13 protein-coding genes are annotated in these 15,129 nt (G+C 72.9%); 8 read left to right on the top strand and 5 right to left on the bottom strand.

Features of this window, described 5'->3' with window-relative positions; genetic code table 11:
• Positions 1 to 39 precede the first annotated feature (39 nt).
• Entirely contained in the window at positions 40 to 879 is an 840-nt protein-coding gene (locus K7G60_RS19085; protein WP_225802144.1) for a LysR family transcriptional regulator, read from the bottom strand.
• Positions 880 to 984: 105 nt separating this feature from the next.
• On the opposite strand from K7G60_RS19085, the gene K7G60_RS19080 reads away from it, so the two are divergent.
• Entirely contained in the window at positions 985 to 1,710 is a 726-nt protein-coding gene (locus K7G60_RS19080; protein ID WP_225802143.1) for an SDR family NAD(P)-dependent oxidoreductase, read from the top strand.
• Between the two features lie 48 nt (positions 1,711 to 1,758).
• Here the strand turns inward: K7G60_RS19080 and K7G60_RS19075 are convergent, their stop codons facing one another.
• Entirely contained in the window at positions 1,759 to 2,199 is a 441-nt protein-coding gene (locus tag K7G60_RS19075) for a VOC family protein (RefSeq protein WP_225802142.1), read from the bottom strand.
• A gap of 341 nt (positions 2,200 to 2,540) precedes the next feature.
• Between K7G60_RS19075 and K7G60_RS19070 the strand changes: the two genes are divergently transcribed.
• Complete coding sequence (locus K7G60_RS19070) at positions 2,541 to 3,743, top strand: S8 family peptidase (protein WP_225802141.1); 1,203 nt, start codon at positions 2,541 to 2,543, stop codon at positions 3,741 to 3,743.
• A gap of 475 nt (positions 3,744 to 4,218) precedes the next feature.
• On the opposite strand, the gene xdhC is transcribed toward K7G60_RS19070, so the two are convergent.
• From xdhC to K7G60_RS19055, 3 genes are read right to left on the bottom strand one after another with little or no spacing between them, the layout of a single operon-like run.
• Positions 4,219 to 5,028: a xanthine dehydrogenase accessory protein XdhC gene (gene xdhC, locus K7G60_RS19065; protein ID WP_225802140.1), complete on the bottom strand. Its 810-nt coding sequence runs from the start codon at positions 5,026 to 5,028 to the stop codon at positions 4,219 to 4,221.
• 1 nt (position 5,029) lies between these two features.
• Positions 5,030 to 7,405, bottom strand: coding sequence for a xanthine dehydrogenase molybdopterin binding subunit (xdhB, locus tag K7G60_RS19060; protein WP_225802139.1), 2,376 nt, complete (start codon positions 7,403 to 7,405; stop codon positions 5,030 to 5,032).
• Positions 7,402 to 8,865, bottom strand: coding sequence for a xanthine dehydrogenase small subunit (locus K7G60_RS19055; protein ID WP_225802138.1), 1,464 nt, complete (start codon positions 8,863 to 8,865; stop codon positions 7,402 to 7,404). The genes xdhB and K7G60_RS19055 overlap by 4 nt, the downstream gene beginning before the upstream one ends.
• 464 nt (positions 8,866 to 9,329) lie before the next feature.
• Between K7G60_RS19055 and K7G60_RS19050 the strand changes: the two genes are divergently transcribed.
• The 6 genes from K7G60_RS19050 to K7G60_RS19025 form a co-directional block, all read left to right on the top strand.
• Positions 9,330 to 10,592, top strand: a complete 1,263-nt coding sequence (locus K7G60_RS19050; protein ID WP_225802137.1) for an NAD(P)/FAD-dependent oxidoreductase — start codon at positions 9,330 to 9,332, stop codon at positions 10,590 to 10,592.
• A 10-nt stretch (positions 10,593 to 10,602) separates the two neighbouring features.
• Entirely contained in the window at positions 10,603 to 11,124 is a 522-nt protein-coding gene (locus tag K7G60_RS19045; RefSeq protein WP_263986076.1) for a RidA family protein, read from the top strand.
• Positions 11,121 to 11,795 carry a DUF1028 domain-containing protein gene (locus tag K7G60_RS19040; RefSeq protein WP_225802136.1) on the top strand — a complete coding sequence of 225 codons (675 nt, stop codon included), beginning with the start codon at positions 11,121 to 11,123 and terminating at the stop codon, positions 11,793 to 11,795. Before K7G60_RS19045 ends, K7G60_RS19040 begins: the two co-directional genes overlap by 4 nt.
• Positions 11,792 to 12,973, top strand: a complete 1,182-nt coding sequence (locus tag K7G60_RS19035) for a M20 family metallopeptidase (protein ID WP_225802135.1) — start codon at positions 11,792 to 11,794, stop codon at positions 12,971 to 12,973. Before K7G60_RS19040 ends, K7G60_RS19035 begins: the two co-directional genes overlap by 4 nt.
• On the top strand, positions 12,970 to 14,412 hold the full coding sequence (locus K7G60_RS19030; RefSeq protein ID WP_225802134.1) for an aspartate ammonia-lyase: 1,443 nt from the start codon (positions 12,970 to 12,972) through the stop codon (positions 14,410 to 14,412). Before K7G60_RS19035 ends, K7G60_RS19030 begins: the two co-directional genes overlap by 4 nt.
• Positions 14,413 to 14,571: 159 nt before the next feature.
• A partial coding sequence (locus tag K7G60_RS19025) for a LysR family transcriptional regulator (protein ID WP_225802133.1) occupies positions 14,572 to 15,129 on the top strand: 558 nt, incomplete at its 3' end.

Below are 15,129 nucleotides of genomic sequence, written 5' to 3'. Positions count from 1 at the left end.
GACCGCCCGCGCCCTCTGGCCGCCCGCCCTTGACGCCGGCTAGAGGCGTGTCGCGGTGCGGACGAGGTCGGCGACGGCTCGGGATCTGCTGTGCGGTGGCCAGGCGATGACGGTCGTGACAGCCGGTGCGTCCGGCACCGGCACCGTCGCGTGACCGTCGCGCAGGTGGGCCCGGAGGGACTCGGGCACGACCGCGCAGGCCCGTCCGAGCGCGATCAGCTGGAACAGCTGGGTGTGGTCGCGCACCTGCGGGCCAGGTCCGTCCGGACAGCCCCCGTCCCGTCGAGGCCAGCGCGGCAGGGGCAGGTCCGTCAGGGCGGTGACCTCGGCCATCGACACATGGGGTCGGTCGGCCAAGGGGTGCCCCGCGGGCAGGACCACGACCTGCTGTTCGGTGTACAGCTCCTCGGTGTCGAGTCCGGCCGTCGTGTCGAAGGGCCGCTGGAGCAGAGCGACGTCGGCACGGCCGTCGCGCAGCAGTCCTTCCTGCTCGCCGGGCCCGCACAGCAGCACCTCGACGGCGACCGCTCCGGGCTCGGCGGCATAGGCGTCCAGCAGCCTCGACAACAGTTCGCCGGCCGCTCCGGCCTTCGTGGCCAGCACCACACCGGGCGATCCGGCAGCCGCGCGGCGGGTGCGGCGCTCGGCGGCCTCGACCGCGTCGAGTGCGGCCCGGGCCTCCCGCAGAAGCACCGACCCGGCCTCGGTCAAGGCGACTGCGCGAGCAGTGCGGTGCAGCAGAACCACTCCGAGCCGCCGCTCGAGCTGCTGGATCGCCCGAGACAGCGGTGGTTGCGCCATGGCGAGCCGCTGCGCCGCCCGCCCGAAGTGCAACTCCTCCGCGACGGCGACGAAGTACTTTAGCTCCCGCGTCTCCACCACGTGATCGTATCCGCCGCTCACCACGACCGATATCCGTGCGGTATCGCCGCCCACCCGGTCGGTCTTGGACGCCCCGCCCGGGTCCGCACCACGCTTGATGACATGAGCGAACGGAAGATCGCGCTGGTGACCGGCGCGAACAAGGGAATCGGATACGAGATCGCGGCGGGCCTGGGCGCCCTCGGCTGGCGAATCGGCGTGGGCGCGCGGGATCGACAGCGCCGCGACGCCGCGGTGGAGAAGCTGCGCGCAGCCGGGACCGACGCGTTCGGCGTTCCGCTCGACGTGGCGGACGACGCGAGTGCGGCCGCCGCGGCCGAGCTGATCGCCGACCGCGCCGGAGGGCTCGACGTCCTGGTCAACAACGCCGCGATCACCGGCGGTACGCCGCAGACGCCCACCACGGTCGATCCCGCGACCGTACGGGTCGTCGTGGAGACCAACGTGATCGGGGTCATCCGCGTCACCAACGCGATGCTGCCCATGCTGCGCGGCTCGGCATCGCCGCGGATCGTGAACATGTCCAGCAGCGTCGGCTCGCTCGCCCTGCAGACCACGCCCGGCGTCGACATGGGCCCGGTTCCCGCCGCGTACCTGGCGTCCAAGACCTTCCTCAACGCCGTCACCGTCCAATACGCCAAGGAGCTGAGCGACGCCGGCATCCTGGTCAACTCCGGCTGTCCCGGCTTCACCGCCACCGACCTCAACGGCTTCCGGGGCGTCCGCACCCCCCGCCAGGGCGCGGCGATCGCGATCCACCTCGCGACCCTGCCCGACGGCGGACCGACCGGCGGATTCTTCGACGACGGTGGAACAGTGCCCTGGTGACAGCCCTTGGAGCGGCGAGGGACCAGGCGACCGGTCCCCCGGCTCGCTTCAGGCGAGCTGCTCGGCCAGGCCGACGACGATGCCCTCGGGACCGCGGAGGTAGCAGAGCCGGTAGACGTCCTCGTACCGCACCACCTCGCCCACGAGTTCGCCACCCCCGGCACACAGACGGGCGACGACGTCGTCGATGTCGTCGACGGCGAACATGACGCGCCGGATGCCCAGTGTGTTCACCGGCGCGTTCCTCGGCTCGGCGCCGATCGCCCGCGGCGTGTGGAACTTCGCCAGCTCGATCCGGCCGTGACCGTCGGGGGTCCGCAGCATGGCGACCTCCTGCCGGGAGCCGTCGATCCCGATGACGCGGTCCACCCACTGCCCCTCGACGGGCATCCTGCCTTCCGGTTCCATGCCGAGTTCGACGAAGAACGCCACGACGGCGTCGAGGTCCTCGACGACGATGAGGACGTTGTCCATCCGCTGGATCGTCATGCTGGGTCTCCTGGCATCTCGTGACACGCGGACAAGGCCGTACGGTGACGACGGGCGGCACCGCCGGTTCACCGCCGTCGAACGATCGTCGCCGCCGGGCGGCGACGGACGGACAGGCGCGCCGTCGGGCCGCCGGTTTTCGGGGAGCCGGGGACCGGCGCGGTCCGGTCCTCACCCGGGACGGCCCGGGCGTCGGGCACCAGGAGGCGGGCGGCCCGGAGCGGGCGGCGCGCTGCTTCCGGATCCCGGCGGAGGGCATTGCGGTGACGTTTGGGGCATCCGTGGGAACCGATCGGCGATGTCGTAGGGCGTGATCGTTTCTGCATGATGCCCTCACCGGCATGAACACACGTACCAGACTCGCTCTCGCGAGCGCCGCCCTGACCGTCCTCGCCGTCACCGCCCCGGCGGCGACGGCGACGGCGGTCGAGTCCGCCGCCGCTCCGGAGCCGACTCCGGCGCCGCTCGTCACCGCCGCCAACGCGGTGCCCGGCAAGTACATCGTGACCCTCGACCGGACGGTCGACGCCGCCGAGGCCGCCGAGAAGCTCGGCCTCGATCCCACGTTCGTCTACGAGAGGGCCATCAACGGGTTCGCGGCCCCGCTGACCGCGCTCCAGCTGGAGACCGTCAGGAAGACCCCGGGGGTGGCGTCGGTCGAGGAGGACGCGGTGGCGTTCGCGCCGCCCCTGCCGTCCACGCCCGCCGTCTCCCGGGGACCGGCCGCCACCTGGGGCCTGGACCGGATCGACCAGTGGGACCTGCCGCTCGACAACGACTTCACCACCCGCGGCAGCGGCGCCGGCGTGACCGCGTACATCCTCGACTCCGGCATCGACTACGGTCACGACGAGTTCGGCGGCCGTGCCGGGTTCGGCTTCGACGCGATGGGCGACGGACGTCAGGGCCAGGACTGCAACGGCCACGGCACGCACGTCGCGGGCACGGTCGCCGGCAGGACGTACGGGGTCGCCCGCAAGGCCGGCCTGGTGAGCGTGCGCGTACTGGGCTGCGACGGGCGCGGCACGTACTCGGGCATGATCGCCGGGCTCGACTGGGTCGCCAGGAACGCCAAGCAGCCGGCCGTCCTGAACGGCTCCCTCGGCGGGGACCGGTCCGTGGCCCTGAACGACGCCGCCACGGCGCTCCACGCCGCCGGCGTGCTGCCCGTCCTCGCGGCGGGCAACAGCGCGAAGGACGCCTGCGACGTCTCGCCCGCCTCGGCGGACGGCGCGGTCACCGTCGCGGCCTCCACCGTCTGGGACGAAGAGGCGTCCTTCTCCAACTACGGCCCGTGCGTGGAGATCTTCGCCCCCGGCCAGGACATCCTCTCGGCGAAGACGGGCGGCGGCTCCGTCGCCCACAGCGGCACCTCCATGGCCGCCCCGCACGTCACCGGCGTCGCCGCGCTCTACAAGGCCGAGCACCCCACGGCGGCGCCGGCCGAGGTCGCCGACTGGCTCGTCGACAACGCGACGAAGGGCGTCCTGAGCAACCTCAGCGGCGGCACCCCCAACAGGCTGCTGTTCACCGGCGGCCTGTAGCCCCGGTCTCCGCGGCGTCCATCGGGCTGCCGGGGGAGCGGCGGACGGTTCCACGCCCCGGACGTGATCCGGGGCGTGGGCCCCCGCACCGCCAGTGCTGAGAACGCAGACGAACCGGATCGGGAAGCCGGGCCGTGAAGCGTGCCCCGTCGTGTCGCCCGCGGGGCGGCAAGGGACGTGCCACCTCGTCGCGTCCTGGACCCGGCGCTGCCCATCGGCGCCCGGACGCCCGCCGACTTGACCTCCGGCGTCGCCTCCACCTCCGCCTCCGGCGACTGGCGCGTCGCCCCCTGCCCCAGTGGAATCTTCGCCGAGTCCGCCCCCGACGCCGGCCCCGACCGGCCCACCTGCCCTTCCAGATCTGTGCCGACTCCCTCTTCGACGACACCGTCGGCAAGGCCTACGTCTCCCCCCAACTCTCCGGCGGCCGTCCGCACGGGTCCGTCACCACCGCGACGGACCCGTGCGGGGCACCTCAGGGGCCTTCGGCCTCGAAGGTGCGCAGCAGATCCGCGGCGACGCTCACGGCGATCGTCGCGGGTTCCTTGCCGGTGATGTCGGCAAGACCGATCGGGGTCTTGATCCGGTCGATGACGGCCCCGTCGTGACCGCCCTCGGTGGCGAGGCGCTTGCGGAACCGCCCCCACTTGGCCGCCGACCCGATCAGCCCGATGGAGCCGAGGTGCGCCGTGCGCAGGGCGGCGTCGCACAGGGCGGCGTCCTCGGCGTGGTCATGGGTCATGATCAGGACGTGCGTGCCGTGCGGCAGTTCCTCCAGGACCTCCTCGGGCAGCAGCGGCGTGTGGTGCACGCGCACGCGGGCCACCGCGTCCGCCAGCACGTCGAGCCGCCGCTCGGCGAGGGTGTCGGCACGCGTGTCGATCAGGTGGAGGTCGAGGTCCTGGCGGGCCAGGATGCGCGCCAGTTCGAGTCCGACGTGCCCGACCCCGAAGATCGCCACCGCCCGTACCACCGGCAGCGGTTCGAGCAGCACCGACACCGTGCCGCCGCAACACTGCACGCCGTGCTGGTTGGTCACCTTGTCGTTCAGGGCGAAATCGAGCAGCTCCGGCTCGGACCGGGGCGCGTCGATCATCTCCCGGGCCCGGTCGATCGCGACGGCCTCCACGTTGCCGCCGCCGATCGAGCCCCAGGTCTCGGCACGCCCGACCACGAGTTTCGCGCCGGCGTCGCGCGGGGCGTGGCCGCGCACGGTCGCGACGGTCACGAGCACGCCGGACTCCCGGCGTTCCCGCAACCGCGCGACCGCGGCGAACCACGTCATGTCAGGCACCGCTCAGGACTTCCGCGACATCGGTGCGGACGGAGGAGGCACCCGCCCGGCGAGCCGCCTCGATCGCCCAGTACACCGCCTCCGGCGTCGCGGGCGAGGCCAGTTCGACACTGGTCCCGCCCGGCCCGAACGCGGCGGCGGCCTGCCGCAGCGCCTCCCGCACCGAGAAGGCCAGCATCAGCGGGGGCTCGCCCACCGCCTTGGAGCCGTAGACAGCGCCCTCCTCGCCGGCGTTCTCCAGCAGCGTGACGTTGAACTCCTCGGGCATCTCCGAGAAGCTCGGCAGCTTGTAGGTGCTCGCCGCCTGCGTCAGCAGCCTGCCCCGGTTCGGGCCGTCGCCGGCGTCCCAGCGCAGGTCCTCCAGGGTCAGCCACCCCGCGCCCTGCACGAAACCGCCCTCGACCTGGCCGATGTCGATCATCGGGGACAGGCTGTCGCCGACGTCGTGCACGATGTCCACCCGCCGGATGCGGTACGCGCCGGTGAACCCGTCCACCTCCACCTCGGCCGCGGCGGCGCCGTGGGCGAAGTACTTGAACGGCGAGCCGTGGAACGTCCTGGCGTCCCAGTGCAGCCCCTCGGTCCGGTAGAAACCGGCCGCCGACAGCTGCACCCGCTGGAGGTACGCGGTGCGGACGAGGTCGTCCCAGGCCAGCTCCCTGTCGCTGCCGAGGCCGCGCGCGACGCCGTCGACGATGCGTACGTCCGAGGCGTTCGTGCCGAGCTGGGTGGCCGCGACCCGCAGCAGCCGCTCGCGCAGCTGCTCGCAGGCGTTCTTCACCGCGGCGCCGTTGAGATCCGTCCCCGCGCTGGCCGCCGTGGCGGAGGTGTTGGGCACCTTGTCGGTACGGGTGGGGGCGAGGCGCACCTTGTGCAACGGGATGCCCAGCGCGGTCGCGGCCACCTGGAGCATCTTGGTGTGCAGGCCCTGGCCCATCTCGGTGCCGCCGTGGTTGATCAGGACGGAGCCGTCCTTGTAGATCAGCACCAGCGCGCCGCCCTGGTTGAAGGCGGTGAGGTTGAAGGAGATGCCGAACTTCAGGCCGGTGATGGCGAGGGCCCGCTTGGTGTGCGGGTGGGCGGCGTTGAAGGCGGCGATCTCGCGCCGTCGGGCGGCGATCCCGCCGTTCTCCTTGACCTGCTCCCAGACGGCGGAGATCCGCTCCGGCCGGACGACCGGCTGTCCGTACGGCGTGGTCTGCCCCCGTCCGTAGAAGTTGCGCTCCCGCAGTTCCGCCGGGTCCAGGCCGAGCAGCGGCGCGCACCGGCCCATGATGTCCTCGATCACCAGCATGCCCTGGGGCCCGCCGAAGCCGCGGAAGGCGGTGTTGGAGACCTTGTTGGTCCTGGCGATGCGACCGGTGACGCGCGCGTTGGGGATCCAGTACGTGTTGTCGATGTGGCACAGCGCGCGGGCCACCACCGGCTCGGACAGGTCAAGGCTCCAGCCGCCGTCCGCCGTGAGGGTGGCGTCGAGGGCCTGGATGCGGCCGTCGGCGTCGAAGCCGATCCGCCACTGGGCGTGGAAGCCGTGCCGCTTGCCGGACATGGTCAGGTCCTGGGTCCGGTTGAGCCGCACCCGGACCGGCCGGCCGGTCAGCCTGGCGCCGAGCGCGGCGACGGCCGCGAAGCCGTGCGGCTGCATCTCCTTGCCGCCGAAGCCGCCGCCCATCCGCAGGCACTGAACGGTCACCTCGTGACTGTGCAGGCCGAGCACGTGGGCGACGATCTCCTGGGTCTCGGAGGGGTGCTGGGTGCTGCTCTGCACGAACACCTGCTCCGCCTCGTCGACGTAGGCCAGTGCCGCGTGCGTCTCCAGGTAGAAGTGCTCCTGGTCGGAGAAGTGCAGTTCACCGGTGAACACGTGCGCGGAGTCGGCGAAGCCGGCGTCGACGTCACCCGTCACCATCACGGGCCGGGCGCCGTGGAAACTGTCGGCCGCGATCGCCTCCCGCAGTGTGATCAGGGAGGGCAGTTCGTCGAGTTCCACCTCGACGGCCGCCGCGCCGAGCCGGGCCGCCTCCAGCGTCTCGCCGAGCACCCAGGCGACCGCGTGCCCGTGGAACATGACCACGTCGGGGAAGAGCGGCTCGTCGTGCTTCATCCCGGCGTCGTTGACGCCGGGCACGTCGGCACCGGTCAGCACCCGGACCACACCGGGCACGGCGAGCGCCGGCTCGGTGCGCAGCGCGGTGATCCTGCCGTGGGCCTTCATGACCTGGACCGGGTAGGCGTGCAGCACGTCCTTGGTGCGGTGGATCAGGTCGTCGGTGTAGAGCGCGGTGCCGGTGACGTGCTGGACCGCGCTCTCGTGCGGCAGCGGGAGGCCGACGACGGACTTCTCGGGGCGTTCGGACAACTGGCTCATGACGGCACCGCCTCGGTGGTTCGCGTGTACAGCTTCAGCAGGCTCCGGCCGAGCATCGCGGAGCGGTAGGCGGCGCTGGCCCGGTGGTCGTCCATCGGCGTGCCCTCGTCCCGCAGCACCGGCGCCACGGCCTCGACGGTCTCCGCCGTCCACGGCCTGCCCTCCAGGGCCGCCTCGGTGGCGAGGGCGCGGATCGGGGTGGCGGCGACGCCGCCCAGGCCGATCCGCGCCTTGCGGACGGTCCCGTCCCGGACGTCGAGGGCGAAGGCGACGGCCACGCTGGAGATGTCGTCGAAGCGCCGCTTGGCGATCTTGTGGAAGGCCGTGACCGGTGACAGGGGCAGCGGGATCCGCACCGAGCGGATCAGCTCGCCGGGCCGGCGCACGCTCCGCCGGTAGCCGGTGAAGTAGTCGGAGAGGGGGACCTCGCGCTCACCGTCGGCGTCGGCGAGGACCACCGACGCCTCCAGCGCGAGCAGCGCCGGCGGGCTGTCGCCGATGGGGGAGCCGGTGCCCAGATTGCCGCCGAGGGTCGCGCCGTTGCGGATGAGGCGGGAGGCGAACTGGGGGAACAGCTCGGAGAGGAGCGGGACTTCGCCGTCGAGTCGGCGCTCGATCTCGGTGAGGGTCAGCGCCGCGCCGATCTCGATCGAGTCGGACTCGACGCGCAGTTCGCGCAGTTCGGGAAGCCGGTCGACGGCGACCACGCAACCGGCCCGCCGGGAGCGGATGTTCACCTCCACGCCCCAGTCGGTGGACCCGGCCACCACCACCGCGTCGGGCCGCTCGCGCAGCAGTCGCAGCGTCTCGGCCAGGGTGCTCCCGCGCAGGAACGCGCTGTCGTCCTGGACGTACGCGGTGGCGACCGGCGCGGGCGGGGCCTGCTCGCGGCGCCGCGCGAGGGGGTCCTCGTCGGTGGGCGCGCCGACGGCGAACGCGGCGTCGCGGATCGGGCGGTAGCCGGTGCAGCGGCACAGGTTTCCGCTCAGGGCGTGCAGGTCGAAACCGTTGGGGCCGTGTTCGGCGTCGGATCCGCCCTCCGCGGCCGTGGGGGCACAGCGGTCGGGCCGGTAGTACTCGGCGGCCATGCTGCAGACGAACCCCGGTGTGCAGTAGCCGCATTGGGATCCGCCGCGGACCGCCATCTCCTTCTGGACGGGGTGCAGGGCGGGCGGCGTGCCGGGCCCGCCGGCAGTGGCGAGGCCTTCGGAGGTGACGATCTCCTGACCGTCGAGCGCCGCGACCGGGACCAGGCAGGCGTTGACCGCCACCCAGTCGGTGGGCTTGTCCACCCCGGGGCGGGCCACCAGGATCGAACAGGCGCCGCATTCCCCTTCGGCGCAGCCCTCCTTGGTGCCGGTGAGGCCCCGCTCGCGCAGGAAGTCCAGCACCGTGGTGTGGGTCGGGGCCGGTGAGATGGGTGCTTCTTCTCCGTTGACGGTGATGTGCGCCGCTACCATGACGGGCCCTCGTTTCGGTGCGCGATGGGTCGATTCATCATGTTCGCCAATGTGGGCAGCTTTCTGTGCTCGGACGCGCCACGTCAGAGGTGCGGGCGCACGACGGCACGCGACAGCGGCGTGCCGGAAACGGGTGGAGGGAAGACCTGGACGTGCCGCGAGCGGGCACGGGAGAACGGCGTCGTCAGCAGCCGTGGGCGATGCGACCCGGAACCCAGACCGTGGTGTGGGCGAGGCGACTCAGGTCGGAGCTGGTGTTCATCCGCCGGTCGCCTCCTCTCGGTCGTCATGGGTCGACGCTGCCCCGCAAATTAATGCCCGGCGATCACCGGGGTCAAGAGCGGTCCGAACTGCGTACATCTGGAAAACAGATGACTCTTAACAAAAACATCTGTTGGACAGTTTCATGGGGCCCTCCAAGGATGTGCCGTGCGGTAGCACAGTCCACGAGAGCGGAGGCACACATGCCGCATGAAGAGACCGAAGTAGTCGTCGTCGGAGCCGGCCAGGCGGGCGTGGCGATGAGCGAGCACCTGGGCGCCCACGGCATACCGCACCTGGTCCTGGAGCGGCACCGGATCGCCGAGCGGTGGCGCTCCGAGCGCTGGGACTCCCTGGTCGCGAACGGACCCGCGTGGCACGACCGTTTCCCAGGCCTGGAGTTCACCGGCGTCGCCCCCGACGCCTTCGCGTCGAAGGAGCAGGTCGCCGACTACTTCGTCGCGTACGCCGAGAAGATCGGCGCCCCGGTCCGCAGCGGCGTCGAGGTGACCTCGGTGCGCAGGCTCACCGGCCGGCCCGGTTTCCGCGTCGAGACGCCGGAGGGCACGATCGACGCGCGCTTCGTCGTCGCCGCGACCGGGGCGTTCCAGCGGCCCGTGATCCCGCCCGTCGTGCCGGACGGCGCCGTCCCCGAGCAGATCCACTCCAGCGGCTACCGCAATCCGGAGCAGCTGCCCGAGGGCGCGGTCCTCGTCGTCGGAGCCGGCTCCTCCGGGGTCCAGATCGCCGACGAGCTGCGCCGCGCCGGGCGCCGGGTGTTCCTCTCCGTCGGTCCGCACGACCGTCCGCCCCGCGCGTACCGGGGACGCGACTTCTGCTGGTGGCTCGGTGTGCTCGGGATCTGGGACGCGCAGACCCCTCCCCAGGGCGCCGAGCACGTCACCATCGCCGTCAGCGGCGCGCACGGCGGTCACACCGTGGACTTCCGGGGCCTGGCCGCCTCGGGCATCGAACTCGTCGGCCTGACCACCTCCTACGACGGCGGCGTCCTGCGCTTCGCGCCGGACCTCGCCGCCAACATCGCCTTCGGCGACGCCAAGTACCTGGAATTCCTCCGGGCGGCGGACGCGTACGTCGAGCGCAACGGGCTCGACCTTCCCGAGGAGCCGGAGGCCCACGTCCTCGGACCGGACCCGGAGTGCGTGACCGATCCCCGCCTGGAACTCGACCTCGCCGCGGCCGGCGTCACCTCCATCGTCTGGGCGACGGGCTTCGCGAGCGACTACGGCTGGCTCGACGTCGACGCGTTCGACGCGGACGGCCGGCCGGACCAGCGGCGCGGAGTGTCCGCCGAGCCCGGCGTGTACTTCCTGGGCCTGCCCTGGCTGTCCCGCCGGGGGTCGAGCTTCATCTGGGGCGTCTGGCACGACGCCCGGTACGTCGCCGACCACATCGCGCGGCAGCGCGGCTACCTCGCGTACGAACCCGCCGACCGGAAGAACTGAGGAGCTGATCATGCCCCCCAAGACCCCCAAGACCCCCAAGGCCCCGAAGGCCCCGAAGGCCCCGAAGGCCCCGAAGGCCCCGAAGGCCCCGATCGTCGCCGGCGGACACACCCGCGTCCGTCCGTTCAACACCCGCGAGACCTACCCCGAGCAGAACCTCGACAACGACCTCTGCCAGGCCGTCGTCGCCGGGAACACGGTGTACGTCCGGGGCCAGATCGGCCAGGACCTCGACACCAGCGAGTCCGTGGGCATCGGCGACGCCGAGGCCCAGGCAGAGCGGGCCATGGCGAACATCGAGATGCTGCTCGAAGAAGCGGGCAGCCGCATGGAGCACCTGGTCAAGCTGACGATCTACCTGGTCGACCCGCGCTACCGCGAGGCGGTGTACCGCACGGTGGGCCGCTGGACCAGGGGCGTGCACCCCATCTCCACCGGCCTGGTGGTGTCCGCGCTCGCCCGGCCGGAGTGGCTGTGCGAGATCGACGCGATCGCCGTGATCCCCGCGTCCGCCGAGGAGGACCCGGCATGACCTTCTCCCTCGTCGTACGCGACGGTGAGCGGTTCGGCGTCGTGGCGAGCTCGTCGAGCCCGGCGGTCTTCGCCCGCGTCGCCCATCTGCGGCCCGGCGTCGGCGCCGCGACCTCGCAGAACATCACCGACCCCACGCTCGGCACGAGCCTCCTCGCGGGCCTCGCTGAGCACTCGGACGCGGAACGCGCCCTGACCGACGTCACCGGCGCGGCCCGCAACGCCGGGACCATCGAGTACCGGCAGCTGACCGTCCTCGGCCGCTCCGGCCCCGGCTTCGTCCACAGCGGCGCGCGGACGCTCGGCACGTACGCGTCGGCCACCGCGGACGGCGCGGTGGCCGCGGGCAACATGCTGTCCGGCCCGCACGTCCCCGGCGTGCTCCTCGACGCCTACGCCGCCGCCGGCGGGGAACTCGAGGAGCGTCTCCTCGCCGCCCTCAGGGCCGCCGTCGCGGCCGGCGGTGAGGAGGGGCCGGTGCACTCCGCCGGCCTCGCGGTCGTCGCGGACGTCGGCTGGCGCGTGACCGACCTGCGGGTCGACTGGGCCGACGAGCCCGTGGACCGGCTCGGCGAACTCCTCGACGTCTGGCTGCCGCAGCGCGACGACTACGTGCGGCGCGGACTCGACCCCGCCACCGCACCCTCGTACGGCGTCCCGGGTGACCTGTGAGGGCCGCGCGGGAAGCGAGGGGCGCGCTGAAGAGGGCGGCCCGGCAGGCGGTCGACCGCCGGGCCGAGGCGCTCGTCGGCCTCTCCGAGCGGCTGCATTCCGACCCGGAGACGGCCTGGGAGGAGCACCGGGCCGCGGCCGCCGTCCCCGAACTCCTCGACCGGGCCGGATTCGACGTCACTTCGTCCTACCTGGGCCTGGAGACGGCGTTCCACGCCCGGATCGGCGGCGGGCCCGTCCGGATCGCCCTCTGCGCCGAGTACGACGCGCTGCCCGGCCTCGGCCACGCCTGCGGGCACAACCTCATCGCGGCGAGCTCGGTCGGGGCCGCGCTCGGCCTCGCGGCCGTCGCCGACGACGCCGGCCTGACCGTCGAGGTCTACGGCACCCCGGCCGAGGAGGGCGGCGGCGGCAAGATCGAACTGCTCGACCGGGGAGCCTTCGCCGGGGTGGACCTCGCGATGATGGTGCACCCGGCGCCGGTCGACGTCGCCGAGGCCCGCCCGTTCGCGGTCAGCCACTCCAGGATCTCCTACACCGGGAGGTCCGCGCACGCGGCGGCCTATCCGGAGGCCGGGGTGAACGCGGCCGACGCCTTCACCGTGGCCCAGGTCGCGATCGGCCTGCTCCGCCAGCAGCTGCCGGCCTCCGCCCGGGTGCACGGCGTGGTGACCCACGCGGGCGACGCCCCCAACGCCGTCCCGGAGCGCGCGACCGGACGGTGGTACGTACGGGCGGAGACGCTCGCCGAACTGGCCGCCCTCGAACCGCGCGTGATGCGGGCCTTCGAGGCCGGTGCCCTCGCGACGGGCTGTGAGCTCCGGATCGAGCCGGAGAGCAAGCCGTACGCGGAGTTCCGCGCGGACGGGACCGCCCTCGCCCACTACCGCGCCAACGCCCTCGCGCTGGGCAGGGAGTTCGCGCCGCCGGGGCAGGCCGCACGGATGAACCGCGCCTCCACCGACATGGGCAACGTCTCCCAGGTGGTGCCGGCCATCCATCCGTACATCGGCATCGGCTCCCTGCCCGCCACCAACCACCAGCACGAGTTCGCCGCGCACTGCGTGGGCGGGACGGCCGAACGGGCCCTGCTCGACGGGGCGATCGCACTGGCCTGGACGGGCGTGGACCGAGCCGGGCCCGCCGGAAGCCCCCCGACGACCGAAGGAACCCGATGACCCTGACCTCGGACCCCCGGCGCACCGCCCCGCCGGACCACGGGCACCGCACGGAGCACGACATGCTCGGTGACGTCGACGTGCCGGCGGACGCCTATTACGGGGCGCACACCGTCCGGGCGGTGGCCAACTTCCCCCTCACCGGGGAGACCCTCGCCGCCCGGCCGCACCTGATCGGCGCCCTGGCGGCGGTCAAGTGCGCCGCGGCCCGCGCCAACGCCGAGGTCGGCGCCCTGGACGCCCCGCTCGCCTCGGCCATCGAGGCCGCCTGCGCCGAGATCCGCGACGGAGCCCTGCGGGACCAGTTCGTGGTCGACCTCATCCAGGGCGGCGCGGGCACGTCGACCAACATGAACGCCAACGAGGTGATCGCCAACCGTGCCCTGGAACTGCTCGGCCGCTCCCGCGGGGAGTACGCGGCCCTGCACCCCCTCGACCACGTCAACCTCGGCCAGAGCACCAACGACGTCTATCCGACGGCCCTGAAACTGGCCCTGGACGCGCACGTCGCCGAGCTGCTCGTCGCCCTGGCCGGACTGCGCGGCGCCTTCGGGGCCAAGGCCGCCGAGTTCGCCGACGTGCTGAAGATGGGGCGCACCCAGCTCCAGGACGCCGTACCCATGACGCTGGGCCAGGAGTTCGGGGCGTACGCCGCCACCCTCGCCGAGGACGAACAGCGGCTCGCCGAGGTCAGACCCCTGCTGCACGAGCTCAACCTCGGCGGCACGGCCATCGGCACCGGACTCAACGCCCGCCAGGGCTACCGCGAGCGCGCGGTCGAGGAGCTGCGCCGGCTGACGGGCATCCCCACCCTCGTCTCCGCCCCCGACCTCGTCGAGGCCACCCAGGACGTCGGCGTCTTCGTGCACCTGTCCGGAGTGCTCAAGCGGATCGCCGTGAAGCTGTCCAAGATCTGCAACGACCTGCGGCTGCTCTCCTCGGGACCACAGGCCGGCCTCGGGGAGATCAACCTCCCTCCACGGCAGGCCGGTTCGTCCATCATGCCCGGCAAGGTCAACCCGGTGATCCCGGAGGCGGTCAACCAGATCGCCTTCGAGGTGATCGGCAACGACGTGACCGTCACCCTCGCCGCCGAGGGCGGCCAGCTCCAGCTCAACGCCTTCGAGCCGGTCATCCACCGGAGCCTGAGCGCCGGCCTCGACCACCTCACCGCGGGCGTCCGCGTCCTCGCCGAACACTGCGTGCGCGGCATCACCGCCAACCGCGACCGGCTCGCGGAGACCGTCGCCGCCTCCACCGGCCTCGTCACCGCGCTCGCCCCCGCACTCGGCTACGAGACCGCCTGCGCCCTCGCCCTGGAGGCCCACCACACCGGCAGACCCGCGCTCGACCTCGTGCGCGAGCGCGGACTGCTGACCGAGGCGGAGCTCCGCGAGCTCACCGGCCCCGCCGCCCTCACCGGCCGGGGCGCGCCCTGAGCGCACCACGCCGTCGTGTCCGTCGCCGGTGCCGCATAGGGTCGCAGCCGACCGGATCACCAGGGGGTGTCTTGCCGATCAGGCCGGATCGGGGCGCGGTGCCAGGCGTCGCGAGCCCGGCACGACCGGCGGGACACCCACCAGGCACGAGGGCCACGCATGACGTCACCAGTGGGTTTCACGCTCGTCCAGCTCCGCTACTTCCTCGTCGCCGCCGAGCGCGGCTCGATGACGGAGGCCGCCGCGGAGCTGCACATCGCGCAGTCCGCCGTCTCCACGGCCGTCCACAACCTGGAGCAGGACCTGCGGGTGCAGCTGTTCATCCGCCGGCGCGGCCGGGGACTGACGCTCACTCCCGCCGGGGAACGGCTCCGGCAGCAGGCCCAGGACCTCCTCGCCCGCGCCCGCGAGGTCGAACGGGAGGCCAGGGGAGGGGGCGAGTCCCTCTCCGGGCCGGTGGCCGTCGGCTGCTTCGTGACCCTGGCCCCGTACTACCTGCCGGCGCTGTTCAGCGAGTGCACCCGACGCCATCCGGGCATCGAGCTCGACGTCATGGAGGGGGAGTCGGACCGGCTCGTCCAGGCCCTGGCGGCGGGACGCATCGACTTCGCGCTCACCTACGACCTCGGCCTGTCGGCCGAGCCGGACCTGCGCGCCGAGACCGTCGCCGACGCCCCGGCGTACGTCATCGTCCCGGCCGGTCACCCGCTCGCCGGC

Source organism: Streptomyces sp. NK15101, assembly GCF_020400725.1.
Classification (GTDB): domain Bacteria; phylum Actinomycetota; class Actinomycetes; order Streptomycetales; family Streptomycetaceae; genus Streptomyces.
This window is presented reverse-complemented; position numbering and strand designations above follow the sequence as displayed.

What these genes read in the sequence shown, in the direction of transcription:
- K7G60_RS19045 (WP_263986076.1), top strand. Translation starts at nt 10,603, where the DNA reads ATGCCCCCCAAGACCCCCAAGACCCCCAAGGCCCCGAAGGCCCCGAAG.
- xdhC (WP_225802140.1), bottom strand. Translation starts at nt 5,028, where the DNA reads ATGACGTGGTTCGCCGCGGTCGCGCGGTTGCGGGAACGCCGGGAGTCC.
- K7G60_RS19075 (WP_225802142.1), bottom strand. Translation starts at nt 2,199, where the DNA reads ATGACGATCCAGCGGATGGACAACGTCCTCATCGTCGTCGAGGACCTC.
- K7G60_RS19050 (WP_225802137.1), top strand. Translation starts at nt 9,330, where the DNA reads ATGCCGCATGAAGAGACCGAAGTAGTCGTCGTCGGAGCCGGCCAGGCG.
- K7G60_RS19055 (WP_225802138.1), bottom strand. Translation starts at nt 8,865, where the DNA reads ATGGTAGCGGCGCACATCACCGTCAACGGAGAAGAAGCACCCATCTCA.
- K7G60_RS19030 (WP_225802134.1), top strand. Translation starts at nt 12,970, where the DNA reads ATGACCCTGACCTCGGACCCCCGGCGCACCGCCCCGCCGGACCACGGG.
- K7G60_RS19070 (WP_225802141.1), top strand. Translation starts at nt 2,541, where the DNA reads ATGAACACACGTACCAGACTCGCTCTCGCGAGCGCCGCCCTGACCGTC.
- K7G60_RS19040 (WP_225802136.1), top strand. Translation starts at nt 11,121, where the DNA reads ATGACCTTCTCCCTCGTCGTACGCGACGGTGAGCGGTTCGGCGTCGTG.
- K7G60_RS19080 (WP_225802143.1), top strand. Translation starts at nt 985, where the DNA reads ATGAGCGAACGGAAGATCGCGCTGGTGACCGGCGCGAACAAGGGAATC.
- xdhB (WP_225802139.1), bottom strand. Translation starts at nt 7,405, where the DNA reads ATGAGCCAGTTGTCCGAACGCCCCGAGAAGTCCGTCGTCGGCCTCCCG.